Annotated in this window: 20 protein-coding genes; 9 read left to right on the top strand and 11 right to left on the bottom strand. The window is 71.0% G+C overall.

Translation table 11 applies throughout. The annotated features are described in order from the left end of the window. The first annotated feature begins 72 nt into the window (after window positions 1–72). Window positions 73–1,707 (top strand): amidohydrolase family protein, encoded by a 1,635-nt coding sequence (locus ACGFR7_RS05300; protein WP_393313222.1) that lies wholly within the window; start codon window positions 73–75, stop codon window positions 1,705–1,707. Between the two features lie 163 nt (window positions 1,708–1,870). Here the strand turns inward: ACGFR7_RS05300 and ACGFR7_RS05295 are convergent, their stop codons facing one another. Further along, a complete protein-coding gene (locus ACGFR7_RS05295; RefSeq protein WP_393313219.1) occupies window positions 1,871–3,316 on the bottom strand; it encodes a glyceraldehyde-3-phosphate dehydrogenase in 1,446 nt (481 codons plus the stop codon). A 217-nt stretch (window positions 3,317–3,533) separates the two neighbouring features. Next, complete coding sequence (locus ACGFR7_RS05290; protein WP_393313216.1) at window positions 3,534–3,941, bottom strand: nuclear transport factor 2 family protein; 408 nt, start codon at window positions 3,939–3,941, stop codon at window positions 3,534–3,536. Between the two features lie 106 nt (window positions 3,942–4,047). Between ACGFR7_RS05290 and ACGFR7_RS05285 the strand changes: the two genes are divergently transcribed. From ACGFR7_RS05285 to ACGFR7_RS05275, 3 genes are all read left to right on the top strand, one after another. After that, complete coding sequence (locus ACGFR7_RS05285) at window positions 4,048–4,491, top strand: MarR family winged helix-turn-helix transcriptional regulator (protein ID WP_393314191.1); 444 nt, start codon at window positions 4,048–4,050, stop codon at window positions 4,489–4,491. Between the two features lie 178 nt (window positions 4,492–4,669). Next, window positions 4,670–5,881 (top strand): pyridoxal phosphate-dependent aminotransferase, encoded by a 1,212-nt coding sequence (locus tag ACGFR7_RS05280; protein ID WP_393313213.1) that lies wholly within the window; start codon window positions 4,670–4,672, stop codon window positions 5,879–5,881. A 95-nt stretch (window positions 5,882–5,976) separates the two neighbouring features. Continuing rightward, window positions 5,977–6,432 (top strand): hypothetical protein, encoded by a 456-nt coding sequence (locus tag ACGFR7_RS05275; RefSeq protein WP_393313210.1) that lies wholly within the window; start codon window positions 5,977–5,979, stop codon window positions 6,430–6,432. A gap of 198 nt (window positions 6,433–6,630) precedes the next feature. Here the strand turns inward: ACGFR7_RS05275 and ACGFR7_RS05270 are convergent, their stop codons facing one another. Beyond that, window positions 6,631–8,475: a phosphoenolpyruvate carboxykinase (GTP) gene (locus ACGFR7_RS05270; RefSeq protein ID WP_393313207.1), complete on the bottom strand. Its 1,845-nt coding sequence runs from the start codon at window positions 8,473–8,475 to the stop codon at window positions 6,631–6,633. Window positions 8,476–8,713: 238 nt separating this feature from the next. On the opposite strand from ACGFR7_RS05270, the gene ACGFR7_RS05265 reads away from it, so the two are divergent. Both ACGFR7_RS05265 and ACGFR7_RS05260 read left to right on the top strand, forming a co-directional pair. Beyond that, the gene (locus tag ACGFR7_RS05265) at window positions 8,714–9,430 is read left to right on the top strand and encodes a hemolysin III family protein (protein WP_393313204.1); all 717 of its coding nucleotides are present in this window, start codon (window positions 8,714–8,716) and stop codon (window positions 9,428–9,430) included. A gap of 269 nt (window positions 9,431–9,699) precedes the next feature. Beyond that, window positions 9,700–10,332: a TetR/AcrR family transcriptional regulator gene (locus tag ACGFR7_RS05260; RefSeq protein ID WP_393313202.1), complete on the top strand. Its 633-nt coding sequence runs from the start codon at window positions 9,700–9,702 to the stop codon at window positions 10,330–10,332. On the opposite strand, the gene ACGFR7_RS05255 is transcribed toward ACGFR7_RS05260, so the two are convergent. The 4 genes from ACGFR7_RS05255 to ACGFR7_RS05240 form a co-directional block, all read right to left on the bottom strand. Then, a complete protein-coding gene (locus ACGFR7_RS05255) occupies window positions 10,322–10,852 on the bottom strand; it encodes a MerR family transcriptional regulator (RefSeq protein WP_393313199.1) in 531 nt (176 codons plus the stop codon). The genes ACGFR7_RS05260 and ACGFR7_RS05255 overlap by 11 nt on opposite strands. Window positions 10,853–10,928: 76 nt before the next feature. Then, window positions 10,929–12,290, bottom strand: coding sequence for an amidase (locus ACGFR7_RS05250; RefSeq protein ID WP_393313196.1), 1,362 nt, complete (start codon window positions 12,288–12,290; stop codon window positions 10,929–10,931). 119 nt (window positions 12,291–12,409) lie between these two features. Then, entirely contained in the window at window positions 12,410–13,417 is a 1,008-nt protein-coding gene (locus ACGFR7_RS05245) for a zinc-binding dehydrogenase (RefSeq protein ID WP_393313193.1), read from the bottom strand. 85 nt (window positions 13,418–13,502) lie between these two features. After that, window positions 13,503–15,545, bottom strand: a complete 2,043-nt coding sequence (locus ACGFR7_RS05240) for a thioredoxin domain-containing protein (protein WP_393313190.1) — start codon at window positions 15,543–15,545, stop codon at window positions 13,503–13,505. 197 nt (window positions 15,546–15,742) lie between these two features. Between ACGFR7_RS05240 and ACGFR7_RS05235 the strand changes: the two genes are divergently transcribed. After that, the gene (locus ACGFR7_RS05235) at window positions 15,743–19,018 is read left to right on the top strand and encodes a tetratricopeptide repeat protein (RefSeq protein ID WP_393313187.1); all 3,276 of its coding nucleotides are present in this window, start codon (window positions 15,743–15,745) and stop codon (window positions 19,016–19,018) included. A gap of 310 nt (window positions 19,019–19,328) precedes the next feature. Here ACGFR7_RS05235 and ACGFR7_RS05230 read toward each other — a convergent pair whose 3' ends face one another. Continuing rightward, window positions 19,329–19,580 carry a hypothetical protein gene (locus ACGFR7_RS05230; protein ID WP_393313184.1) on the bottom strand — a complete coding sequence of 84 codons (252 nt, stop codon included), beginning with the start codon at window positions 19,578–19,580 and terminating at the stop codon, window positions 19,329–19,331. Between the two features lie 4 nt (window positions 19,581–19,584). Then, complete coding sequence (gene mca / locus ACGFR7_RS05225; RefSeq protein WP_393313181.1) at window positions 19,585–20,457, bottom strand: mycothiol conjugate amidase Mca; 873 nt, start codon at window positions 20,455–20,457, stop codon at window positions 19,585–19,587. Between the two features lie 130 nt (window positions 20,458–20,587). Between mca and ACGFR7_RS05220 the strand changes: the two genes are divergently transcribed. Both ACGFR7_RS05220 and greA read left to right on the top strand, forming a co-directional pair. After that, window positions 20,588–20,998, top strand: a complete 411-nt coding sequence (locus ACGFR7_RS05220) for a DUF4307 domain-containing protein (RefSeq protein ID WP_393313178.1) — start codon at window positions 20,588–20,590, stop codon at window positions 20,996–20,998. A 288-nt stretch (window positions 20,999–21,286) separates the two neighbouring features. Beyond that, window positions 21,287–21,784, top strand: coding sequence for a transcription elongation factor GreA (gene greA, locus ACGFR7_RS05215; RefSeq protein WP_159470667.1), 498 nt, complete (start codon window positions 21,287–21,289; stop codon window positions 21,782–21,784). A 200-nt stretch (window positions 21,785–21,984) separates the two neighbouring features. On the opposite strand, the gene ACGFR7_RS05210 is transcribed toward greA, so the two are convergent. After that, the gene (locus tag ACGFR7_RS05210) at window positions 21,985–22,863 is read right to left on the bottom strand and encodes an ABC transporter permease (RefSeq protein ID WP_393313175.1); all 879 of its coding nucleotides are present in this window, start codon (window positions 22,861–22,863) and stop codon (window positions 21,985–21,987) included. Further along, window positions 22,860–23,990 (bottom strand): ATP-binding cassette domain-containing protein, encoded by a 1,131-nt coding sequence (locus tag ACGFR7_RS05205; RefSeq protein WP_393313172.1) that lies wholly within the window; start codon window positions 23,988–23,990, stop codon window positions 22,860–22,862. Before ACGFR7_RS05205 ends, ACGFR7_RS05210 begins: the two co-directional genes overlap by 4 nt. Window positions 23,991–24,200: the final 210 nt, after the last annotated feature.

Here is a 24,200-nt window from a genome sequence, read left to right as displayed (position 1 = left end):
TAGGCAGCCTTGGAAACCCTTGGTTGCGCTTAGGGGCCATAAACGAAGGCACCGAGAAAGGCAGTCCCAGCCATGGACACCGTGCTCCGCGACGTACGCGTCCTCGACGGGGCCGGCGGTCCGTCCTACCGCGCCGACGTCGCCCTCGCCGGCGGCCGGATCGCCGCGATCCACCGCGAGTCGGACGGCGGCCGGCGCCCGGACGCCGCCCGCGTGGTGGACGGCCACGGCCTCGCCCTCTCCCCCGGTTTCATCGACATGCATGCGCACAGCGACCTCGCGCTGCTGCGTGACCCGGCGCACGAGGCGAAGGCCGCCCAGGGCGTCACCCTCGAAGTCATCGGCCAGGACGGCCTGTCGTACGCGCCGGTCGACGACCGGACCCTCGCCCAGGTCCGCACCCAGATCACCGGCTGGAACGGCGGTGGCCCCGGGGACACCTCCGTCGACTTCTCCTGGCGTACGGTCGGCGGCTACCTCGACCGTCTCGACCACGGCTTCGACGGCCACGGCATCGCCGTCAACGCCGCCTACCTCATCCCGCAGGGCACCGTCCGCATGCTCGCCCTCGGCTGGGACGACCGCCCCGCCACCGCCCGCGAGCTGACGCGGATGAAACAGCTGGTCGCCGAGGGCCTGGAGCAGGGCGCGGTGGGCCTGTCCTCCGGTCTGACCTACACCCCCGGCATGTACGCCTCCGACGCGGAACTCACCGAACTGTGCCGGGTGGTGGCCCGCTACAACGGCTACTACTGCCCGCATCACCGCTCCTACGGGGCCGGCGCCCTCCAGGCGTACGAGGAGATGGTGGCGCTCACCCGCGAGGCCGGCTGCGCGCTGCATCTGGCGCACGCCACCATGAACTTCGGCGTCAACGAGGGTCGCGCGCCCCAACTGCTCTCACTCCTGGACAGGGCGCTGGACGCGGGCGCGGACCTCACCCTCGACACCTACCCCTACACCCCCGGCTGTACGACCCTGGTCGCGATGCTGCCGAGCTGGGCGAGCGAGGGCGGTCCCGAGGCGATCCTCGCCCGCCTCCGCGATGAGGTGACGGCAGAGCGGATCCGCCGGGCCATGGAGATCGACGGGGCGGACGGCTGCCACGGGGTGCCCATCGACTGGGACACCATCGAGATCTCCGGTGTCGCGAACCCCGCTCTGACCGGCTACGTCGGCAAGACCGTCGCCCGCAGCGCGGCCGAGCGCGGCGAGGAGCCGTGGGTGGCCGCCCGGCGTCTGCTGACCGATGACCGCCTGGGCTCGACGATCCTGCAGCACGTCGGCCACGAGGAGAACGTCCGCCAGATCATGCGCCACCGGGTGCACACCGGCGGCAGCGACGGCATCCTCCAGGGCCTCAAGCCGCATCCGCGCGCGTACGGGACCTTTCCTCAGTACCTCGGCAGGTACGTCCGCGAGCTGGGTGTGCTCTCCCTGGAGGAGTGCGTCGCCCATCTGACCGGCCGCCCGGCCGCCCGCCTGCGGCTCCCCGACCGCGGCCTCGTCCGTGAGGGCTACCGCGCCGACCTCGTCCTCTTCGACCCCGAAACGGTCGCCGCCGGCTCCACCTTCGACGCCCCGCGCACCCTGCCCACCGGCATCCCGCATGTGCTCATCGACGGCCGGTTCGTGATCGAGGACGGCCGGCGGACGGATGTCCTGGCGGGACGGTCGGTACGGCGCACGGAGACGGACCGGGGATAGGACCGGCCCCGCGTCGCCGGGCCCTTCCCACGCCGACTGGCCCTCCCGCCGCCCATGAGCGGTGGAAGGGCCGGCGGCCAGCAGACAGGGACCAGCGGACGGGGACCAGCGGACCGAGCAGCCCCCGGGACCGAGCAGTCCTCTGGACCGAGCAGTCCCCGGATCAGACCGCCGGAGCCGGGTAGGTCGGGTACTCCACCCCGGAGACGTGCTGGACGACGCGGATGACCTGGCAGGAGTAGCCGAACTCGTTGTCGTACCAGAGGTAGAGGATCGCGTTGTCGCCGTCGACCTTGGTGGCGCCGGCATCGACGATCGAGGCGTGACGCGAACCCATGAAGTCGCTCGACACCGCGTCGGGCGCCGTGGTGAAGTCGATCTGGCGCTTGAGCGGCGAGGTGAGCGACACGTCGCGGAGGTAGTCAAGGACCTCCTCGCGGCTGGTCTCACGGCCGAGCCGGAGGCTGAGGATCGCGATCGAGACGTCCGGCACCGGGACCCGGATCGAGCTGCCGGTGATCGGGGCCGTGAGCTCGGGCAGTGCCTTGGCGACGGCGGAGGCGGCGCCGGTCTCGGTGATCACCATGTTGAGCGGCGCCGAGCGGCCGCGACGGTCGGCCTTGTGGTAATTGTCCAGCAGGTTCTGGTCGTTGGTGAACGAGTGAACGGTCTCCACATGGCCGCGCAGCACGCCGTACTCGTCCGCCATCGCCTTCAGCGGCGGCACGATCGCGTTGGTGGTGCAGGACGCGCAGGACAGGATCTGCTCGTCCGGCTTGATCGTGTCGTGGTTGACGCCGTGCACGATGTTGGGGACGTCGCCCTTGCCCGGCGCGGTCAGGACGACCTTGTCGATGCCGGGGCGCAGGTGCTTCGACAGACCCTCGCGGTCACGCCACTTGCCGGTGTTGTCGATGAGGATGGCGCTCTTGATGCCGTACGCCGTGTAGTCGACCTCCGAGGGGTCGTTGGCGTAGATCACCTTGATCTCGTTGCCGTTGGCGATGATCGTGCTGTTCGCCTCGTCAACGGTGATCGTGCCCTGGAACTGCCCGTGGATGGAGTCGCGGCGCAGCAGCGAGGCACGCTTGACGATGTCCTGCTCGCCGCCCTGGCGGACGACGATGGCGCGCAGCCGCAGTCCGTTGCCGGAACCGGTCTTCTCGATCAGCAGGCGGGCGACGAGGCGGCCGATGCGGCCGAAGCCGTAGAGGACGACATCGCGCGGCTCGCGGCGCTCGATCTTGTCGGTACCGGTGGCGCCGGCGACGGCCTCGGCGGTGAACTCCTCCACCGACAGACCGCGGTCGTCAGTGCGGTACGCCTCGGCGAGCAGGGCGATGTCGATCTGGGACGGGCCGAGGTCGAGCGAGGTGAGTGCCTGCAGGAACGGCAGCGTCTCGGTGACCGAGAGTTCCACACCGGCGATCTGCCGGGCGAACCGGTGGGTCTTGAGGATGCTGACCACCGACTTGTTCACCAAGGAGCGGCTGTGGAGCAGGACCGTGACGTCCCGTTCCCGGTGCAGCTTCCCGATGATCGGGATCATCGACTCCGCGATCTCTTCGCGGTTTTTCCAGTTGGTGAACGAGTCGTCATTGACAGTCACAGGCTTATCTTTCGAGCTAGGCGGTGCTCATATGCTACCGCCCCGCTCTTTTCATCATTCAAACGGTGTCGCTCAAGGGGGATGGCGCACTCACCCCCAGCCGCCACACCCGCCCCACCAGGCCCGATGGGCCCGATGGACCCGATGGGCCCGACAGACCCAACAGTCAGGAGTGCGGGCGGGCCAACGGTCGCGCACCGCACCCCGGGGCGCCCCCCTAGCGGGCACTGCCGATGCCGCGATCGGCGTCGGAGCCCCGAAGCATCAGGGTGGTCTCCTCGATGCGGCCGAACCGGCCGTCGGGCGTGAGGTCGGCGAACACATAGACCTCCATGCTCACGGTCGAGCCGTCCTTCTTCGTGATGTGCGCGGTGTGCCGGTCGGCGTACTTGCCGCCGCCGCCGTACAGCTCTTCGTACAGCTCTTCGTGCACCTCGACATGGCCGCCGGCGACGAGGGTGCGCACGTGGGTGATGTGCTCAAGGAACTCGGCGCGGTCGGCCCACTGCCCGTCCGTGCGCTGGCGGTACTCCGGGGCGAAGTGGCGGTCGGCGGCCTCCTGCAGGGTGATCTCGTCGTTGAAGAGCAGGTCGTTCAGGGCGGCCTCGATGCCGGTGAGAGTCATGGGAGTTCCTTCAAAGGAGGAGAGATGCGTGCGTTGCGCACGCACTTCCTGGACTGTAGCAGCAAATGCGTGCGTCACGCACGCTATTCTTTGGGGCGTGGAGAACATCGAGAACGAAGTAGGGCATGAGATCGCCGACGCGCTGGGCCTCCTGCTCAGGCGCACCACTCGCGCACAGCTGCACAAGCAGCTCACCGAGGGCATGGGTGAGGCGGTGGACGAATTGACGTACCCGGTCCTCAGCGCGCTGGCCCGGACCGGCCCCCGCAGCGCCGCCGACCTGGCGCCCGACGCCGGAGTCGACCGCTCCGGCGTCACCCGCCGCGCCTCCCGCCTGGAGGCCGCCGGCCTCGTCCGCCGCGAGGCGGACCCCACCGACCGGCGCGCACAGCTGCTCGTCCTCACCGAGCGGGGCCAGTTGGCAGTGGCAGAGCTGCGCGGACGCCTGGCCGCCCACATCATGACGAGCCTGTCCTCATGGCCGCCCGGCGAGGCCGAGACCTTCGCTCACCACCTGCGCCGCTTCACGGCCGAAGGCCCCTTCACCTGACGGAGGGCGGGCGCTCGAGGCAGGGGGCAGGCGCCCGGACCGGCCATCCCGCCAGTCCCGGCCGCCCGCCCCACCGCCCACAGGACGTCACTTTGCGTGACGCACCCCACACCATCCGCTGGCCAACGTGGGGAAGAACACCGGGCAGGGGTCGATACGCAGCCGTAAGGTGGCGGACATGCAGGTGATCCAGTCAACGAAGCTCGCCAACGTCTGCTACGAAATCCGTGGCCCGGTGCTCGAGGAGGCCATGCGGCTGGAGGCGGCGGGTCACCGCATCCTCAAGCTCAACACCGGCAACCCGGCGGCGTTCGGCTTCGAGTGCCCGCCCGAGATCCTGGAGGACATCCTCCGCTCGGTCGGTACGGCACACGGCTACGGCGACGCGAAGGGCCTGCTCTCCGCCCGTCGCGCGGTGATGCAGCACTACCAGACCAAGGGCGTCGAGCTCTCGGTCGACGACATCTACCTCGGCAACGGCGTCTCCGAGCTCATCCAGATGTCGATGCAGGCGCTGCTGGACGACGGCGACGAGGTGCTGGTCCCGGCCCCGGACTACCCGCTGTGGACGGCGTCCGTGTCCCTGTCCGGCGGTACGGCCGTGCACTACCGCTGTGACGAGCAGGCCGACTGGATGCCGGACCTCGCCGACATCGAGCGCAAGGTCACCGACCGCACCAAGGCCATCGTCGTCATCAACCCCAACAACCCCACGGGCGCGGTGTACGACGACGAGCTGCTGCGAGGCATCGCGGAGATCGCCCGTCGGCACAACCTGATCGTCTGCGCCGACGAGATCTACGACAAGATCCTCTACGACGGCGTCACCCACACCCCCTTCGCCTCGCTCGCCCCCGACCTGCTGACCCTGACCTTCAACGGGCTGTCCAAGTCGTACCGGGTGGCGGGCTACCGCAGCGGCTGGATGGCGGTCTGCGGCCCGAAGGCGCACGCCGCCTCGTACATCGAGGGGCTGACGATCCTCGCCAACATGCGGCTGTGCGCCAATATGCCGGCCCAGCACGCGGTCGCCACGGCACTCGGCGGCCGCCAGTCGATCAACGAACTGGTGCTGCCCGGCGGCCGGCTGCTGGAGCAGCGCGACACGGCGTACGAGCTGCTGACGCAGATCCCCGGCGTCAGCTGCGTCAAGCCGAAGGGCGCGCTGTACGCCTTCCCCCGGCTGGATCCCAAGGTCTACAAGGTCAAGGACGACCGGCGGATGGTGCTCGACCTGCTGCGCGCCGAGAAGATCATGATCGTGCACGGCACCGGCTTCAACTGGCCGGAGCCGGATCACTTCCGCCTGGTCACGCTGCCCAGCAAGGACGATCTGACGGACGCCGTCACCCGGATCGGCTCCTTCCTCGACGGTTACGGACAGTGCTGAGCCCGAACGACTCCTCCACGGATCAATACGGATCTCAACTTTAGACATCGTCTAAGCTAGGATGACCTCCTAGACGCTTTTCAGGAGGCCGTCCCATGTACGAACCGATCCGCACCAAGTCGGTCCACACCATGGCCGCCGCCCCGGAGGTCCCGCACCGCTCCCGCGAGGAGGAACTGGACATCCGGCTCGCCGGACAGCTGACCGCGCTGCTCACCGTCACCGACGAACTGCACGCCCTGGCGACGCGGCCGGACGGCGGCGCAGCCGACGGGGCCACACCGGACGGCGATGCGCTCGCCGCCGCCGCCGAGCGCATCGCCGAGCAGGTCGCGCGGCTGAGCGGCGGCCACTACCCGTTGCGCGCCGAACCCTCCGACGGCGGCAGCCCGTCCCGGACCGAGGCCCTGCGGCAGCGCGCCCACACCCTCGCCGGGAACGCCCTGGCGGTCGCCACCTCCCGGGGTGACGCCGCGGCGATGGCCCTGGCGGCGGAGCGGATGGAGGCACACGCCGCACCGCGTCACGACCGGGATCTCGCCACGGCCTGAGCCACAGCCTGAGCCGTGGGCGGGACGGACGGGCCGGCGCCTCTTCGGCCGCCGCCGGCTCCCTGCCGCCGGCCCCGGCCCCCCGCATCACTCCACCGGCCCCTCCGGGCAGCCTTTTCGGACGCCCAACGGGCCGGGGCCCCGTACGCGATGTACGGGGCCCCGGCCGGGCGAAGTGGCGCGACGGCGGTGCGGCGACTAGCCGAGCCGCTGGACCAGTGCGCGGTACTCGTCCCACAGCTCCTTCGGCGTGTGGTCACCGAAGGTGTTGAGGTGCTCGGGAATCAGCGCCGCCTCCTCGCGCCACACGTCCTTGTCGACGGTGAGCAGGAAGTCGAGGTCGGCGTCGTCGAGGTCGAGGCCGTCGGTGTCCAGCGCGTCCTTCGTGGGCAGCACGCCGATGGGGGTCTCCACGCCGTCGGCCTTGCCGTCCAGGCGCTCGACGATCCACTTGAGCACCCGGCCGTTCTCGCCGAAGCCGGGCCAGACGAAGCGGCCCTTGTCGTCCTTGCGGAACCAGTTGACGTAGTAGATCTTCGGCAGCTTGGACTGGTCCTTGTCGGCACCGACCTTGACCCAATGGCCCATGTAATCGCCCATGTTGTAACCGCAGAACGGCAGCATGGCGAACGGGTCGCGGCGCAGCTCGCCGACCTTGCCCTCGGCCGCCGCGGTCTTCTCACTGGCGACGTTGGCACCGAGGAAGACGCCGTGCTGCCAGGTCAGCGACTCGGTCACCAGCGGTACGGCGCTGGCGCGGCGGCCGCCGAAGAGGATCGCCGAGATCGGCACGCCCTTGGGGTCTTCCCACTCGGGCGCGATGATCGGGCACTGGCCGGCCGGGACGGTGAAGCGGGCGTTGGGGTGGGCCGCCGGAGTCTCGGACTCCGGGGTCCAGTCGTTGCCCTTCCAGTCGGTCAGGTGGGCGGGCTTCTCCTCCGTCATGCCCTCCCACCAGACGTCGCCGTCGTCGGTGAGCGCGACGTTGGTGAAGACGGAGTTGCCCCACATCGTCTTCATGGCGTTGGCATTGGTGTGCTCGCCGGTGCCGGGCGCGACACCGAAGAATCCGGCCTCGGGGTTGATGGCGTAGAGGCGGCCGTCCTCACCGAAGCGCATCCAGGCGATGTCGTCACCGATGGTCTCGACGGTCCAGCCGGAGATCGTGGGCTCCAGCATCGCGAGGTTGGTCTTGCCGCAGGCGGACGGGAAGGCGGCCGCAACGTACTTGGACTCGCCCTGCGGCGGGGTGAGCTTGAGGATCAGCATGTGCTCGGCGAGCCAGCCCTCGTCACGCGCCATGACGGAGGCGATCCGCAGCGCGTAGCACTTCTTGCCGAGCAGGGCGTTGCCGCCGTAGCCCGAGCCGTAGGACCAGATCTCGCGGTCCTCGGGGAAGTGCGAGATGTACTTGGTGGAGTTGCACGGCCACGGCACGTCGGCCTCGCCCTCGGCCAGCGGGGCGCCGAGGGTGTGCACGGCCTTGACGAAGAAGCCGTCCTCGCCGAGCTCGTCGAGCACCGGCTGCCCCATGCGCGTCATGGTGCGCATCGAGACCGCGACGTAGGCGGAGTCGGTGATCTCCACACCGATCGCGGAGAGCGGCGAGCCGAGCGGGCCCATGCAGAACGGGACGACGTACATCGTCCGGCCCTTCATCGAGCCGCGGAAGATGCCCTGCTCACCGCCGGAGCCGCTGTCTCCCCCGGTAAAGAGGGCCCGCATCTCGGCGGGGGCCTTCCAGTGGTTGGTCGGGCCGGCGTCCGCCTCCTTCTCGGAGCAGATGAAGGTGCGGTCCTCGACGCGCGCCACGTCCGACGGGTCGGAGGCGGCGTAGTACGAGTTGGGGCGCTTGATCGGGTCGAGCTTCTTGAACGTGCCCTTGTCGACGAGCTCCTCGCACAGACGCTCGTACTCCGCCTCCGAGCCGTCACACCAGACGACCCGGTCGGGCTGGGTGAGCGCTGCGATCTCGTCGACCCAGGAGATGAGGTCCTGGTGACGGGTCGGATGGGCAGAGGGAGCCGCGTTGTCGCGCGCCACGATCGCTCCTAGATGAGGGTGTGGACGGATTTATGCCCGTTTTGCCGGGAAATCCGCTTCTTTTGTTTGCCTGCCCCTTGGGGGCCGCGACCCGGATGCTTCGTGACCGCTCATCCGGTGCCGACCGCACTCATTTGATCATCCGACCCCGAGGGAGTTCTGTCCAGAGGGCACTTTGGTGACCGTCACCACTCCGCCACGAATCGGTAACTTACGGTCGCGTAGGTAGCATTGCGCCATGACTTCCGCGCCCGACGCCGCCGAGAGCCAGCCCTCCTCCGCGCCGCCCACGATCGCGGCGGTCGCCGCCGCGGCCGCGCCCCTCAAACCCAAACTGCGCGGCTGGCTGCACGCCGGAATGTTTCCCGCCGCCCTCCTCGCCGGGGTCATACTGACCGCCCTCGCCGACAGCCCCCGCGGCCGCCTGGCCTGCGCCATCTACACCATGACCGCCTGCCTGCTCTTCGGGGTCAGCGCCCTTTACCACCGGGGCAATTGGGGACCGCGGGCCGACGGCGTGCTGCGCCGGCTCGACCACGCCAATATCTTCCTGATCATCGCGGGCACCTATACGCCACTGACGATGCTGCTCATGCCCGGCTCCCGCGGCCAGACGCTGCTCTGGGCGGTCTGGGGGGCCGCACTGGCCGGGATCGCCTTCCGGGTCTTCTGGGTCGGCGCTCCACGCTGGCTCTACACCCCCTGCTACATCGCCATGGGCTGGGCCGCCGTCTTCTTCCTGCCCGATTTCCTGCGCACCGGTGGCGTCGCCGTGCTGGTACTGGTCATCGTCGGCGGGCTGCTCTACAGCGCGGGCGGCGTGATCTACGGGATCAAGCGCCCCAACCCCTCACCTAGGTGGTTCGGCTTCCACGAGGTCTTCCACTCCTTCACCCTGGCGGCGTTCGTCGTGCACTACGTCGGCATCTCCCTGGTGGCCTATTCGCACGCCTGAGGCGGCGGCGCCCCGCGGCCCCGGGCGGCCACCTCGCCCCCGTGCGTCCCGAGCGTAATCCTGCATACCCACAGCGTGACATGCCCCACTGACACCGGGTGCGCCCGGTCGCTCAGCGGTTGCTCAGCGGTTGCTCGGCCTTGCCCAGTGCTTGCCCGGGCTTGCACGGGGCTTGCCCGGGGCTTGCCCAAAGTCTTGCCCGGTGATTGCTCAGCGGTTGCTCCACGCGGGCTTGCGGCCGTGGCCCCCGGAAGGCCTGATGCCTGACAATGCTGCGCATGGCCGTACGCAGCTCTGCCACCACGCCGACCGGGACACCGCAGCCCGGGCGGCGGGAGCGGAAGAAGATCCAGACCCGGCAGGCGATCCGGCGGGCCGCCTACCGGCTCTTCGAGGAACAGGGGTACGACGCGACCCCCGTCGACCAGATCGCCGCGGCCGCGGACGTCTCCCCGAGCACGGTCTTCCGCTACTTCCCCGCCAAGGAAGACATCGTGCTCACGGACGAGTACGACGCCGTACTGGAGAACGGGATCCGGGCCCGGCCCGCGGACGAGCCGGTGATCGAGTCGGTGCGGCAGGTCAGCGTCGAGACACTGCGCACGATGTCCGCACAAGAGCGTGGCGAACTCGTCCAGCGCGTCCGGCTGATCCATGAGGTGCCCGCTGTCCGGGGCCGTACGGCGGAGCACACCGCACGGGACGCCGCAATGCTCACCGCCGTGCTGGCGGAGCGCTCCGGACGCCCGGCCGACGACCTGGAGCTGCGGGTGATCAGCGCCGTGATCCTGGCCGCGCTCCAGGAGGCGCTGCTGCACTGGGGCGAGAGCGGCCGGACCACGGATCCCGCGGCGTCGGTCCACCGTGCCTTGGAGGTATTGGAGCGGGGGCTCACGCTCTGAGGGCGGCGGCGCCCGGAGACGGCGCGGCATCCAGCCGGAAGATCGGACCGCTGTCCGCCCCGGCCCGGACCGTGGCGCCCGGCCCGGCCGGCTTCCCCGGCCCGGGCTGCTTCCCCCGCTCCCCCGGCTCCGGCGCCCCGCCAACCGGTTCGCCCAGGCGTGCCGCGAGTCGTGCCCGTAATTGCGACAGCCGCTCTATACGGGCGTCCAGGTCGGCGAGCCGGCGCCGGGCCACCGCTTCCATGGCCGGACAGCGGCCGGAGCCCGGGTCCCGGGGAATGAGATCCGGTACGCCGTCGGCCGGCATCGTGTGCAGCAGATGCGCGAACGCCCGCACATCACCCACCGTCAGCCCCGCGTCCCGCAGTGCGCGCACGGCCCTCAGGCGGCGGATGTCCTCCGCGTCGTACACCCGGTGGCCTGACGGTGTCCTCCGGGCCGTGACCAGCCCCTGCTGCTCGTAGTAGCGCAGCGCCCGCGGCGTCATACCGGCGGCCACCGCGGCGTCCCCGATACGCATCTCCCCTCCCTCTCCGGCGCGTTCAGCCCTCCGGCGCGTCCGTCCCTCCGGCGTTTCCAGCCCCGCTCCGGCGTGCTCAGCCCCTCTGCGCCGGGCCCGGCCTGACGTTCTCGTGCCGCGGGCCCGCGGCGTTCAGTACGCGCTCGATTCCTGCCGCCCCGTGGAGCAGGTCTTCGTCCGCGCCGAAACCACCGACGAGTTGGAGCCCGAGCGGGAGCCCGCCCGCGGCGCGGCCGGCGGGCACGCTGACGGACGGCAGCCCGGCGTTGCTCCAGGGCAGGCACATGATCGAGCTGCCCGTGGTGGTGAGGCCGGCGGGCGCGGGGCCGGTGGCCGACGGGGCGGCCCACAGATCGACGCCCGCCTCGGCGCGGTCCGCCGCGAGCCGGGCGCAAAAGGCCGTGCGCCGTTCCCGGGCGGCTTCATAGGCGGCCTCCCCGACGGCGTGTCCCTGCCGGATCGCCGAGGTGGTCTGTGGCCGGTAGCGGTCGCCGAAGCGCGCGAACCAGTCGGCGTGGGCCCGGGCGACCTCGTAGCGGTTCATCGTGAACAGCTGGTCCACGATCTGCTCGAAGTCGTCCATCACCGGCACCTCGCGGACGACGTACCCGGCGGCGCGCAGCAGCCCGCACTGCTCCGCGAAGGCCCGCAGCGCCTCGTCGTCGGCGCGCTCCAGGTAGGGGCCGGCCGGCACGCCCAGCACCGGGAGCTCGGTCCGGCCCGCACGGTCCTGCGGCCGCCAGTCATCGACCAGCACCGACGCCGCCAGCGCGACACCGGCCACATCCGTGGCGTAGCACCCGAGGGTGTCAAAACTCGCGGCGTTGGGGATCACCCCGTCGACCGGTATGCGCCCGTAGCTCGGCTTGAAGCCGGCCACTCCGCAGTAGGCGGCGGGCCGGATCATCGAACCGACGGTCTGCGTTCCGATGGCCAGCGGCACCATCCCGGCGGCGACCGCGGCCGCGGAACCGCTGCTCGAACCGCCGGGCGTATGGGCCGGGTTGTGCGGATTACGGGTCGGCCCCGGGGCGGTCACCGCGAACTCCGCGGTGACAGTCTTGCCCGCGATCAGCGCACCGGCGGCGCACAGCCGTCCGACGACCGTGGCCTGCGGGCCGGCGAGCACCTCCGGCGGCAGCTCCGAGCCCGCGCGGGTGGGCAGTCCGTCGGCGTGCACGATGTCCTTGACGCCTACGGGAACGCCGTACAGGACCGGCCGGCCGTCGGCCGCGCCGGGACCGGCCGCCGCCCTCCGGCGCGCCGCCGCCAGGAGCCGCGTACGCCGCCCGGCCTCGGGCACAAAGGCCCGCACCTGCGGATCGACGGCGTCGATACGGTCACACGAACGGTTCGCCGCGTCGACGGGATCGTCCGTGCCGTCCCGTAGCGCCGCGGCCTCCTGGACAAGGGATCGCTGCCCGAGCAAGGTGGTCACGCGTGCAGGCTACAACCGGGCACCGACAACGGCGGGGCAATCGCCTCGCCGCACGACAGCCAGGTGCTGCGGCCTCCTGACGGGGTGCCGCGAGCTCACGGCGGCCTGGCGTCGCTGCCTCACAACTCCACGATCACCGCGCCCAGATGCCGCCCCTCGGTCAGCTCGCGCAGCGCCCGCGGCGCCTGTTCGAGCCCCCGCAGCCGGGCGTGCGGGAAGGTGAGGGTGCCGTCGCGCAGCCCCTCGCCGAACCGCTGGTTCCACTCCGGGATCAGGTCCAGGTGGTCGTACAGGGCGACGCCGCGCAGGGTGATGCTGCGGGAGAGCAGCGAGAGGGTGTCGATCTCGACGGTGGAGGGATTGCCCTCCCCGCCGAGCTGGCTGGAGAGCGCCCCGACGATGGCGATCCGGGCCCCCCGGTTGGCGAGGGCGAGGGCGGCCTGCAGCTGTTCGCCGCCGACGTTGTCGAAGACCGCGTCGATACCTTCCGGGGCGGCCTTGCGCAGTTGCTCCGCGATGGGGCCCGCACCGCGGATCACCACCGCGTCATAGCCGAATTCCTTGATCAGCCGGTCCGCCTTCTCCTGCGATCCGGTACTGCCGATGATCCGGGCCGCGCCGCGCAGCCGGGCGATCTGGCCCGCCAGGGAGCCCACCCCGCCCGCCGCACCGGTGACGAAGACGGTGTCGCCGGGGCGTACTTCGGCACCGCGCACGATGCCCATCCACGCGGTGGGGCCCTGGGAGAGGCAGGCGGCCGGGTCGGGCAGCAGACCGGGATCGAGCCGCTGCACCTGGTCGGCGTCCACCACGGCGTATTCCCGCCAGCCGAAGTGGTGTTCCACCAGGTCGCCGGGCTTGAGGTCGGTCCCCGGGGCGGCGACCACCTCGCCGACGGCGGACCCGTACAGCGGTTCGCCGATCTTGTAGGAGGGCATCGGCACCACGCTGGTCTCGTCCATCAGCGTGCGCATCACAGCGGCGACGCCCATCACGGTGTTGCGGACCAGCACCTGGCCGGGTCCGGGTTCCGGAACCGGCACCTCCACGATTTCGAAGAGATCATCGGTGACGGGCCCCTGCGGACGGGCGGCCAGGCGGATTTCACGGTGTGTGCGAGGTGTCATGCTGTGAGGCTAGAACTTGACGCGCACGTCAAGGTCAAACCGGTCGCTGGTCCTAGGACTTCCGGCCGGGGTGCCGGCCGGACCGCTACCCGCCGAGCCGTTCCGCCAGCTCCTCCGGATCCGTCGTCGGCCGCTCGCAGGTGAAGCGGCGGCAGACGTAGGCGGCCGGTTTGCCGTCGACCAAGGGGCGGTCCTGGAGGAGCGCTACCTCGTCCACCCCGGGTTCGCCCAGCGCGACGGCCGCCCCCGGGGCGGTGCCGAGCAGTGCGGCGCGATGCAGCGCGAGGGTGGCGGGATCGCCCTGCGGGCCGACGACGGCGACCTCGCGCGGACCGTCCAGCGCGGCCTCGGCGACGGCCAGCCCCCAGCCGATGAAGCGCGGGGCCCGGCCGCCGAGCGCGGTCACGATGCCCAGGGCCCGTTCCGCGGCATTCCGGTGCAGGTCGCTGCCGGTCAGCGCCGCGTACGACAGCAGGGCGCCGGCCGCCGCGGTCCACCCGGAGGGCGTGGCGTTGTCGGTCGGGTCCTGGGGGCGGCGGATCAGGGCCTCGGCGTCGGCCGCGGTGTCGTAGAGCGCGCCGTCCTCGGTGGTGAACTGGAGCAGCACGGTGTCCAGGAAGAAGCCCGCGAACTCCACCCAGACGCCCTCCCCGGTGACGGAGGCCAGGGTGAGGAAGCCCTCCGCGACATCGGCGTAGTCCTCCAGGACACCGGAGTTGGCGCCGGGCGCGCCGTCGCGGGAGGTGCGGTGCAGCCTGGCCTGCCAGTCCATGTGGACGCGTACCAGCAGGTCGGCGGCGTCGGTGGCGGCCTGGATCAGGTCCGGCCGGTCGAAGTAGGCGCCGGTCTCGGCGAGCGCGGCGATGGCCAGCCCGTTCCAGGAGGCGACGACCTTGTCGTCCCGGCCGGGGCGCGGCCGCTCCTCGCGCGCCGCGAGCAGCCGCTGCTTGACCGAGGCCATCCGGCCGGCATCCACCGGGCCTTCGGCATCCGGGAGCTGGAGGACCGAGGCGCCCTCCTCGAAGGTGCCTTCCTCGGTGACGCCGAACCGGTCGACGGCGAACTCCGCGTCCTCCTCGCCCAGTACGGCGCGCAGCTGCTCGGGCGTCCAGACGTAGTAGGCGCCCTCGACATGCCTGCCGGTGCCCGAGCCGTCGTCGCTGTCCGCGTCCAGCGCGGAGGCGAAACCGCCCTGGTCGGTGCGGAGTTCACGGACCATGAAGTCGGCGGTCTCGACGGCGATGCGACGCGCCACGTCCGAGCCGGTGGACCGCCACAGGTGGGCGTAGGTCCGGCACAGCAGGGCGTTGTCGTAGAGCATCTTCTCGAAGTGCGGCACGGTCCAGGTGGCGTCCACCGCATAGCGCGCGAAACCGCCGCCGAGCTGGTCGTAAATGCCGCCGCGGGCCATCGCCGCACAGGTCGCCTGCACCATTTCCAGGGCTCCTGCGGAGCCGGTGCGGGCGTGGTGGCGGAGCAGGAATTCCAGCACCATGGACGGCGGGAACTTGGGCGCGCCGCCGAACCCGCCGTTCACCGCGTCGAATTCGCGGGTCAGGCCCATCAGGGCGCCGTGCAGCTCCTCGGGGCGCGGGGGCCGCCGGTCCGCGGGCAGCGACTCGGTCAGGGACCGGCCGGCCAGGTCGGCGACGATCCGGCCGGCGACCTCGCCGACCTCACCGCGCCGGTCGGTCCAGGCGCTGCGTACCCCCTCCAGGATCTGCCCGAAGGACGGCATGCCATGGCGGGGCTCGGGCGGGAAGTACGTACCGAAGTAGAAGGGCTCGGCGTCCGGGGTGAGGAAGACGGTCATGGGCCAGCCGCCCTGGCCGGTGGCGGCCTGCACGGCCTCCATGTAGACGGCGTCGACGTCGGGGCGCTCCTCGCGGTCCACCTTGACGGCCACGAAGTGCTCGTTGAGCAGGGCGGCGGTGGCCGGGTCCTCAAAACTTTCGTGGGCCATGACATGGCACCAGTGGCACGAGCTGTAGCCGACGCTGAGCAGTACCGGCACGCCGCGCCGCCGTGCTTCCTCGAACGCGTCGGCCGACCACGGCCACCAGTCGACCGGGTTGTCGGCGTGCTGGAGCAGATAGGGGGAAGTCTCTTGAGCCAGGCGGTTCGGCATGGGGCCATCCTCTCCCAATAAGGCACGGGGAGCCGGGAGCGGAGGGAGTTATCCACAGGCCTGCCGGAATTCACGCGGACGCGGAACACTGTGCGTACGGCAACGATCACCGCCGGACACTGCCGGGACTGCGGGAGCTACTGGAACTGCGGGAGCTGCCGGAACTGCCGGAACTGGAACTGCTGGAGGGGGAAGGCATGCCGGGCTCACTGGCTGTGCTGCGCGACGGCCACCGGGTGGAAGCGGAAGCGCTGTTGACCAGAGCGGTCGAGGAGGAGGTACGGCGCTCGGGCGGACGGCTCGACGGCCCCGCACTGCTCAGCCGGGCGCGGGCCGCGCTGGACGACCTGGCGGGCAGCGCCGCCGAGGAGTACGCCGCCTATGTGCGGGCGCTGGACGAATCGGCCACCGGCCGGCCCACCGCCCAGCGGCTGTCGCGCAGGGAGTGGGGAACCCCTGCGGTGGCGACGGGCGTGGCGGCGCTGGCGGCTCTCAGCACGGACCTCGCGTACGGCACAGGGCCCGGACCGGCGCTGGCCGTGGCGGCGTCCGTCGTAGTGGCGGGTGCGACGGCGACGGTCTTGAAACTGACCGCCGCCCATCTGCCGGCGGCGCACCGGGAGGCGGGCCGGCGCGGCCAGCCCGGCGGAGCCGAGCAGCTGCGGCTGCAGTGGCTGACGGCGCTGGAGGTGCGGGGCATCCGGCCGTTCCTGGACCAGCAGCGGATGCTGACGGCGGCCGCCCGTGGCGGTTCGACCGCCAAGCCCGACGCCTCGAAGAGCGGCCGCGGACCGCAGCTGCGCGGCGCGGACCGCAGTGCCGCGGCCCGGCAGCGGTCCCTGCTGGAGCACTCCTTCTCCCAACTTCCGCAGCCGGACGGCCCGTTCGCGGGGCGGCGGGCGGAGCTGGCGCAGATCGCGCAGTGGGTGCACGCGGCCCGCGCGAGCACGGAGACCAAGCCGACGGTGGTGATACTCCACGGCGAGCCGGGCTCGGGGCGTACGGCGCTGGCGGTGCGGGCCGCACATCAGCTGCGCGATCAGTTCCGCGGTGCCTGTGTGGTGGACCTGCGCAGCGACACCCCTGGTGAGGTGCCGCTACCGACCCGGGACGCGCTGCTGCATCTGCTCAACCGGCTGGGCGCACCCCGCGAGCAACTGCTGTTCCGCGAGCGTCCGTCCCAGGAGCAGCACGTCAAGCGGCTCACCGATCTCTACCACCAGCACCTGACGGGCCTTCCGGTGACGGTGCTGCTGGACGACGCCGCGGATCCCGAGCAGGTGCGCACCCTGGTGCCGGAGCGGTCCGACAGCCTGGTGCTGGTCACCTGCCGTGCGGCTCTGGAGCTGCCCGAGGACATGGAGGCCTGGGTGCACCATCTGCCGGTGGGAGCACTGGACGCCTCGGGCACCGAAGAGCTGCTGCGCGCCTCCGCCGTGGCCGGCGACGACGTCCCGGACGAGACGGTCCCCTACGACGCCCAGGCCCTCGGCCAGATTTCCGAACTGTGCGCGGGCCTGCCCCTGGCGCTGCGGGTGGCGGGCTCCGCGCTGGACTCGCGCACCGCCACCGCACTGGCCACGGACCTGGCGGCCTACGGCCCGAAATCGCCCGTGGAGCGTGCGCTGTGGCTGCGCTACACCGACCAGTCGGAGACCGCGCGGCGGCTGCTGCGCCGGCTGGCACTGGTGGGCCGGGCGAGCCTGGGGGCGGCGGCCTCGGCGGCGCTGCTCGGCGTCGAGCAGGCGGAGGCGGAGCGGGAACTGACGACGCTGGCCCGGGCCGGGCTGATCGAGCATGTGCGGGGCCGGCGCTACCGCCTGCACGCCCTGGTGCACCGCTTCGCGCACGACCGGCTGATGGACGAGGAGGAGCCGGGCGAGCGCGGCGCGGCCCAGGAACGGCTGATCCGCGGCTATGCGGAGCTGGCCGACTCGGTCATCCGGCTGGTCGACGGCCGGACGTCCACCCGCGCCGACCGCTTCGGCTCGCACGGCTTCACCTCCCTGGACGCGGCCCTGCAGTGGCTGGACGACGAGACCAGCTTCATCACGGCCGCGCTGCGCCACGCCGACCAGGGCGTGGATCAGGCGGCGGTCTCGCATCTGCTGGGCGCGCTGGCCGACTACTGCCTGCTGCGCGGGGATCTCTACCGTCTCGGCGAGCTGAGCGAGCTGACCCGGGCCGTCGGGCAGGGGCTGCTGGTCCGCTCGGTGCAGTGGCGTACGGGCGTGGCGGCCCGGCAGCTCGGCGAGCTGGACAAGGCACGGACCACGCTGTCGTCGGTGGTCGATCTGTACTTCGAGGCGCAGCATCCGGCCGGCGCCGCCCGTGCGCTGCGCGATCTGGGCATCACGCTTCAGCAGCAGGGCAACCTCGTGGAGGCCGCGGCCAAGCTCCGTGAGGCGCTTCAGCTGCAGTCCGGCGCGGATATGCACGGCGACCGGGCCTGGACGCTGCACGCCCTGGCGGCGGTGGAGCGGGACCGTGCCCAGCTCGCCGACGCCCTTGCCATGCTGCGGGAGGCACTGGAGCTGCACGAGGAGAGCGAGAGCATCCACGGCCAGGCATGGGCCCATTTCCAGCTCGGCCAGGTGCACCTGCGCAGGGGCGATGTACCGGCGGCGGAGAGTGCGCTACAGGCGGCGATGGGGCTCTACGGCCGTACGCACGACGAGCGCGGCGAGGCCTGGGCGATGACGCAGCTGGCGCGCGCCCGGCTGGTGGACGGCGAGCCGGGCCCCGCGGTGGACCAGCTCCGGCAGGCTCTTCCGCTGCACCACCAGCACGAGGACGCGCGTGGTGAGGCCTGGACGATGTACTACCTGGGCCAGGCGCTGGAGGAGCGCGGCGAGCACGACGCGGCGCTGCGGCAGCTGGAACGGTCGCGGACGATGTTCAGCCGGATGCAGGACGGCTACGGCCTGGCCTGCGCCCGGCATCACTCCGGGCGGGTCACCCGCGATCTGCGGGCGGAGCAGACCGGCTCGCTGCGCAACAGCGGCTTCGCCCGGCAGCTGCTGCAGGACGCCCGTAAGGACTTCCAGCGGATAGGGGTGCCGCACGGGGAGGCGTGGTCCTGCCTGGAGCTGCTGATCATCGACGCCGGCAACGGCCGGGCTGCGCAGGCGCTGGAGCTGGCCGACGAGGCGGCGGGCCTCTTCGCGGGCTACGGCGACCGGCGCGGCGAGGACTGGGCACGGTTCCTGCGCTGCACGCTGCTGCCGCTCGCCTCGCCGGGTGGCAGCGTGGTGGGCGCGGCCGTCGCCCAGGAGGAGCTGGCGCAGCTGATCCGCGAGAAGCATGCGGCCCGCGACTCCAAGCTGGAGGACTGCGCGGAGGCGTTCGTGCTGCTGCTGGACCGCGGGGTGGAGCCGGAGACGGGGTGGCAGGCATGGCGGCTCGGCATGGTGCCCAACCGTCATGCGCGCGAGGTCATGGGGGTGCCGGTCGCCCCGACCCCGGCGGAGTGAGGCCCCCGCACGCGGGTACGGCGGGGCCCGTCGGCAGCGACGCCACCGGCGACGGCGCCCACCGCCGGCCGGGCTCAGCGGTAGCGACGCCGCGCCGCAGGAGGCGCGGCGGAACTCACCGCCCCGCCCGTGCGCCGGCGGCGCTCGGGCGGCGTCCGGTGGCGGATCGGCCCGGCTCGCCGGCCGCTCGGGCCGACGAGCCGCCGGGCCGGTCAGCCGGCCGTGTCCATCGGCCGGCCCTCGACCGCCACCCGGTCTTCACGCACCGGCCGACCCGCCTTCGGCCGGTCCTCAGCTGGGCTCAGCTGACTCAGCTGGTCTTCGGCTCGGTTGCCGGCGTGGCGGCGGAGGCGGTGCTGCCCGCCTCACCGTCCTCCGGCTGCTCCTCGAAGTCCACCTTCTTCATCTGCTTGTTCATGGACTTCATCAGCAGCCACACGGCGCCGCCGATGACCGCGAAGACGATGAAGCCGAGGACGCCGGGGGTCACTTTGTCCTTGTCGAAGCTGTCGGCAAGGGTGACGAAGTGCGTCAGGGCGAGGGTGCTGGTCGCGCTCATCATGGACTCAATTGTTGCGGATGCCCGCGAAGAGGTCGTCCTCGGGGAGGGAAGTGTCCACCCGCGACTTCGCGAGCTCGTACTCCTCCGTCGGCCAGACCTCGCGCTGGATGTCCATCGGCACCCGGAACCAACCGCCGTCGGGGTCGATCTGGGTGGCGTGGGCGATCAGCGCCTTGTCACGGATCTCGAAGAAGTCGGCGCACGGGACGTATGTGGTCAGCGTGCGCTCCCGCCGCTCGAACTGCTTCCAGCGCTCCAGCCACTCGCCGTAGGGCGAATCCATGCCGCGCTCCAGCAGCGCCTCGTGCAGCGCGATGGTGCGCGGCTTGTTGAAGCCCTGGTTGTAGTAGAGCTTCTGGGGCTGCCAGGGCTCGCCGGCGTCCGGGTACTTCTCCGCGTCGCCGGCCGCCTCGAACGCCACCATCGTGATCTTGTGGGTCATGATGTGGTCCGGGTGCGGATAGCCGCCGTTCTCGTCGTAGGTCGTGATGACCTGCGGCTTGAATTCCCGGATCAGCTTGACCAGTCGCCCGGCCGCCTCGTCGACGTCCTGCAGCGCGAAGCAGCCGTCGGGCAGCGGCGGCAGCGGGTCGCCCTCGGGCAACCCGGAGTCGACAAAGCCGAGCCACTCCTGCTTGACGCCCAGGATTTCCCGGGCCTCGTCCATTTCCTTCTTCCGTACCTCGTGGATGTGCTCCTCGACGTACGGGTCTCCCTGGAGTTTGGGGTTGAGGATGGAACCTCGCTCACCGCCTGTGCAGGTGGCGACCAGCACGTCCACCCCCTCGGACACGTACTTGGCCATCGTGGCCGCACCCTTGCTCGACTCGTCGTCGGGGTGGGCGTGGACCGCCATCAATCGCAGCTGCTCAGTCAAGACTCGATCCTCAGTAAAGGGCCGGAGAAGATGCCTCCTATAGTGACCGAAGCGAGGGGGCGCTGTATTCCCTGGGGCAGGGACCCCCCGGGGGTTCGTGGCTCAGGTCCCCCGACCAGGAGGATGGATCATGACCGCGGTGCGCGAAGGGCTCCCCGACGGACGCTACGGCCGCTCCGCGGATGCGCGTGCGGACCGTAAGCTCAAGATCATTGGCGCGGTGCTCGGCGCCGCCCTGCTGGGCGTGATCGGCTGGTCCGGCATCTCGTACATCTCGGGGCAGGACCTCAGCGCCCGCGTGATCACCTGGGACGCGGTCTCCGATCACGCCGTCAAGGTGCATCTCGAGGTCGTCAAGGACACGGAGGACAAGGGTGTGTGCACGCTCCGCTCACAGTCCGAGGACGGCTCCGAGGTCGGCCGCAAGGATGTCACCGTCGACCAGCGCTCGGCCCAGGTGGACACCGAGGTCACGGTGCGGACGACGAAGCGGGCCACCAATGCCGTACTGGTCGGCTGCAGGGCCTCGGGCAACGGCTGACCCGCACGGCAGGCGCCCGGCCGCGCCGGCGCACGGCTCCGGATCACCCCCGCACGCCCCGCACGCCCCGCACCACGCCCGCATCCCCCGCCCCGCTGCGCCGCTCCCTCGCGGGGCGTGTCGTCACCGCCTCTGAGCAGCGACGATGCGTTCCTGTGCGGCCGCTGTGAATTTCCTCTTCCCCGTTTTGTGCCGGAATTGTTAGGCTCGTGGTTTCGCCCACCCGTGAAGGCGCAAACCTTCCTGGTAGGGCGTTTGATTTATCCCCAGTACCGACGAGGAGCACCTGTGACCCAGACCAGCGAAAACGTCACCTGGCTTACCCAGGAGGCGTATGACCAGCTCAAGGCAGAGCTGGAGCACCTGTCTGGTCCCGCACGCGCCGAGATCACCGAGAAGATCGCGGCGGCCCGCGAGGAAGGTGACCTGAAGGAGAACGCCGGGTACCACGCGGCCAAGGAAGAGCAGGGCAAGCAGGAACTGCGTGTCCGCCAGCTCACCCAGCTGCTGCAGACCGCCAAGGTCGGCGAAGCGCCTGCCGCCACCGGCGTCGTCGCCCCCGGCATGGTCGTCACCATCGCGTTCGACGGGGACCCCGACGACACGCTGTCGTTCCTTCTGGCCTCCCGGGAGTACGCGAGCTCGGACATCGAGACCTACTCCCCCCAGTCGCCGCTGGGCACCGGCGTGAACGGCAAGAAGGTCGGCGCCGAGGCGGAGTACGAGCTCCCCAACGGCAAGAAGGCGACCGTGAAGATCCTCGACGCGAAGCCGTACACCGGCTGACTCCCGAGACACCGCTCGGACGGTGAAGCGGCCCGGAGCACGATGGATGCTCCGGGCCGCTTCGTCATGTCTACGGCACCAGGCCGCTCGGGCCATACCCCTCAGGCCGCAGCCGCTCGGGCGGTTGCCGCTCGGCCCGTGGCCGCTCGTGCGATGGCCGCTCGGCCGTGGCCCTCAGGCCGTGGCCTCAGGCCGTGGCCTCAGGCCGTGGCCGACCGGTATTTGCGGACGGCCAGCGTCCGGAAGACCGCGATGATCAGGACGGACCAGATCACCGAGGCCAGCACCGGGTGGTCCATCGGCCAGGCCCCGGTCACCGACGTGGGCGCCTTGTCGATGGTGTTGCCGAACAGCTGGCGGGCGCCGGCCACCGTCGCGCTGAACGGGTTCCACTCCGCGACATGCTGCAGGAACGCCGGCATGCCGTCGACCGGCACGAACGCATTCGAGATGAAGGTCAGCGGGAAGAGCCAGATCAGCCCGCCCGAGGTGGCCGCCTCGGGCGTCCGCACCGTCAGCCCGATGAGCGCGCCGATCCAGGAGAAGGCGTAGCCCAGCAGGAGCAGCAGCGCGAAGCCGGCCAGCACCTCGGCGATGTTCTCGTGAGAACGCCAGTCGATCAGCAGCGCGACGACCGCCAGGACCACCAGCGTCAGCGCGGTCTGCACGAGGTCGGCGAGGGTACGGCCGGTGAGCACCGCACCACGGGACATCGGCAGCGACCGGAACCGGTCGATCAGGCCCTTGTGCATGTCATCGGCGATCCCCGCGCCGGCACCCGCCGTGGCGAAGGTGACGGTCTGCGCAAAGATCCCGGCCATCAGGAACTCGTGGTAGGCCTGGGCGTCGCCCGGCGGGGCGCCGGGGACGTTGATGGAACCGCCGAAGACGTAGGTGAACAGCACCACGAACATGATCGGCTGAATGAGGCCGAAGATCACTACTTCGGGGATCCGGATCATCCGGATCAGATTGCGCTTGGCGACGACCAGGGAGTCGCGTACCGACCGGCTGAAGCCGCCGTGCGACTGCGGGGTAGGGATACGGGCGTCGCCGGCCGCTTCGGTCACCGTGCTCACTTCACGCCCTCCTTGTCGGTCGGTACGCCCGCGGCCGCATCCGTCGGCACGCCCGCGTCCGCATCGGCCGCCCGGGCCGCCGGTCCCGCCCCGCCAGGACCGGTCGCCCCGGCGTCCTTGCCGTCCTTGCCGCCCCTCTTCTGCCGCCCCACGGAGCCCTTGTCGCCCGCGCCGTTCTCCTCCGCCGCCTCCGCGGCGTGCCCGGTCAGCGAGATGAACACATCGTCGAGGGTCGGACGGCGCAGCCCGATGTCATCGATCTCCACCCCGCGCATATCCAGTTCGCGGATGACCTCGGCGAGCAGCTTGGCGCCGCCCGTCACGGGGATGGTGAGCTTGCGGGTGTGCGGTTCGACGGTGCCCTCGCCCTTGCCGAAGCCGCGCAGGACCTCGTCGGCAACGGTGAGGTGCTCGGGGGCGTGCACCACGACCTCGACCCGCTCGCCGCCGGTACGCGCCTTGAGCTGGTCGGAGGTACCGCGGGCGATGACCTTGCCGTGGTCGACGACGCAGATGTCGTGGGCGAGGCGGTCGGCCTCCTCCAGATACTGCGTGGTGAGCAGCAGGGTCGTGCCCCCCGCGACCAGTTCCTGGATGACGTCCCACAGCGCCTGTCGGTTACGGGGGTCCAGGCCGGTGGTCGGCTCGTCCATGAACATCACGGGCGGGCTGACGACCAGCGCGGCAGCCAGGTCGAGCCGGCGGCGCATACCGCCCGAGTAGGTCTTGGCGGTGCGGTCGGCGGCGTCACCGAGATGGAAGCGCTCCAGCAGTTCAGCGGCCCGGCGCTTGGCGTCACGTCCGCTCATCTGGTAGAGCTGCCCGACCATTGTCAGGTTCTCCCGGCCGGTCAAGTACTCGTCCACGGCGGCGAATTGACCGGACAGGCCTATCGAGCGACGCACCTCGTCGGGCTGCGCGAGGACGTCGATGCCGGCGACCACCGCCTTGCCGCGGTCGGGCCGGAGCAGGGTCGTCAGGACACGTACGGCGGTGGTCTTGCCGGCACCGTTGGGGCCGAGCATTCCGAGGACGGTTCCTTCGGGGACGTCGAGATCGACGCCGTCCAGTGCCCGCACGTCGCCGAACGTCTTCACCAGACCTTCGGCGTAAATGGCGCCTGGCATATGGGCTCTCCCATGGCTTGGGTCAGTTCCAGGTCGAATATTACGATTGGCGGCCTATGCCCGCTCTACGGCATTTGCCCGCAACGGAACGCCACGCCTGCCTGGCACCCCGTAACCGCGACGCTACATCCAAACGCGATACATCGCGATACGAATTTCGATTTTCCGCGCACGAACGGAGGGGGGAACGGGCGTTCGTCAGCGCGTGTG

This window comes from Streptomyces sp. NPDC048516 (genome assembly GCF_043199875.1).
Lineage (GTDB): Bacteria > Actinomycetota > Actinomycetes > Streptomycetales > Streptomycetaceae > Streptomyces.
The sequence above is the reverse complement of the archived record's forward strand: the minus strand, read 5'-3'. Positions and strand labels throughout refer to the sequence as shown.

What these genes read in the sequence shown, in the direction of transcription:
- ACGFR7_RS05300 (WP_393313222.1), top strand. Translation starts at nt 73, where the DNA reads ATGGACACCGTGCTCCGCGACGTACGCGTCCTCGACGGGGCCGGCGGT.
- ACGFR7_RS05290 (WP_393313216.1), bottom strand. Translation starts at nt 3,941, where the DNA reads ATGACTCTCACCGGCATCGAGGCCGCCCTGAACGACCTGCTCTTCAAC.
- ACGFR7_RS05280 (WP_393313213.1), top strand. Translation starts at nt 4,670, where the DNA reads ATGCAGGTGATCCAGTCAACGAAGCTCGCCAACGTCTGCTACGAAATC.
- ACGFR7_RS05275 (WP_393313210.1), top strand. Translation starts at nt 5,977, where the DNA reads ATGTACGAACCGATCCGCACCAAGTCGGTCCACACCATGGCCGCCGCC.
- ACGFR7_RS05265 (WP_393313204.1), top strand. Translation starts at nt 8,714, where the DNA reads ATGACTTCCGCGCCCGACGCCGCCGAGAGCCAGCCCTCCTCCGCGCCG.
- ACGFR7_RS05260 (WP_393313202.1), top strand. Translation starts at nt 9,700, where the DNA reads ATGCTGCGCATGGCCGTACGCAGCTCTGCCACCACGCCGACCGGGACA.
- ACGFR7_RS05255 (WP_393313199.1), bottom strand. Translation starts at nt 10,852, where the DNA reads ATGCGTATCGGGGACGCCGCGGTGGCCGCCGGTATGACGCCGCGGGCG.
- ACGFR7_RS05245 (WP_393313193.1), bottom strand. Translation starts at nt 13,417, where the DNA reads ATGACACCTCGCACACACCGTGAAATCCGCCTGGCCGCCCGTCCGCAG.
- ACGFR7_RS05240 (WP_393313190.1), bottom strand. Translation starts at nt 15,545, where the DNA reads ATGCCGAACCGCCTGGCTCAAGAGACTTCCCCCTATCTGCTCCAGCAC.
- ACGFR7_RS05235 (WP_393313187.1), top strand. Translation starts at nt 15,743, where the DNA reads ATGCCGGGCTCACTGGCTGTGCTGCGCGACGGCCACCGGGTGGAAGCG.
- ACGFR7_RS05230 (WP_393313184.1), bottom strand. Translation starts at nt 19,580, where the DNA reads ATGATGAGCGCGACCAGCACCCTCGCCCTGACGCACTTCGTCACCCTT.
- ACGFR7_RS05220 (WP_393313178.1), top strand. Translation starts at nt 20,588, where the DNA reads ATGACCGCGGTGCGCGAAGGGCTCCCCGACGGACGCTACGGCCGCTCC.
- ACGFR7_RS05205 (WP_393313172.1), bottom strand. Translation starts at nt 23,990, where the DNA reads ATGCCAGGCGCCATTTACGCCGAAGGTCTGGTGAAGACGTTCGGCGAC.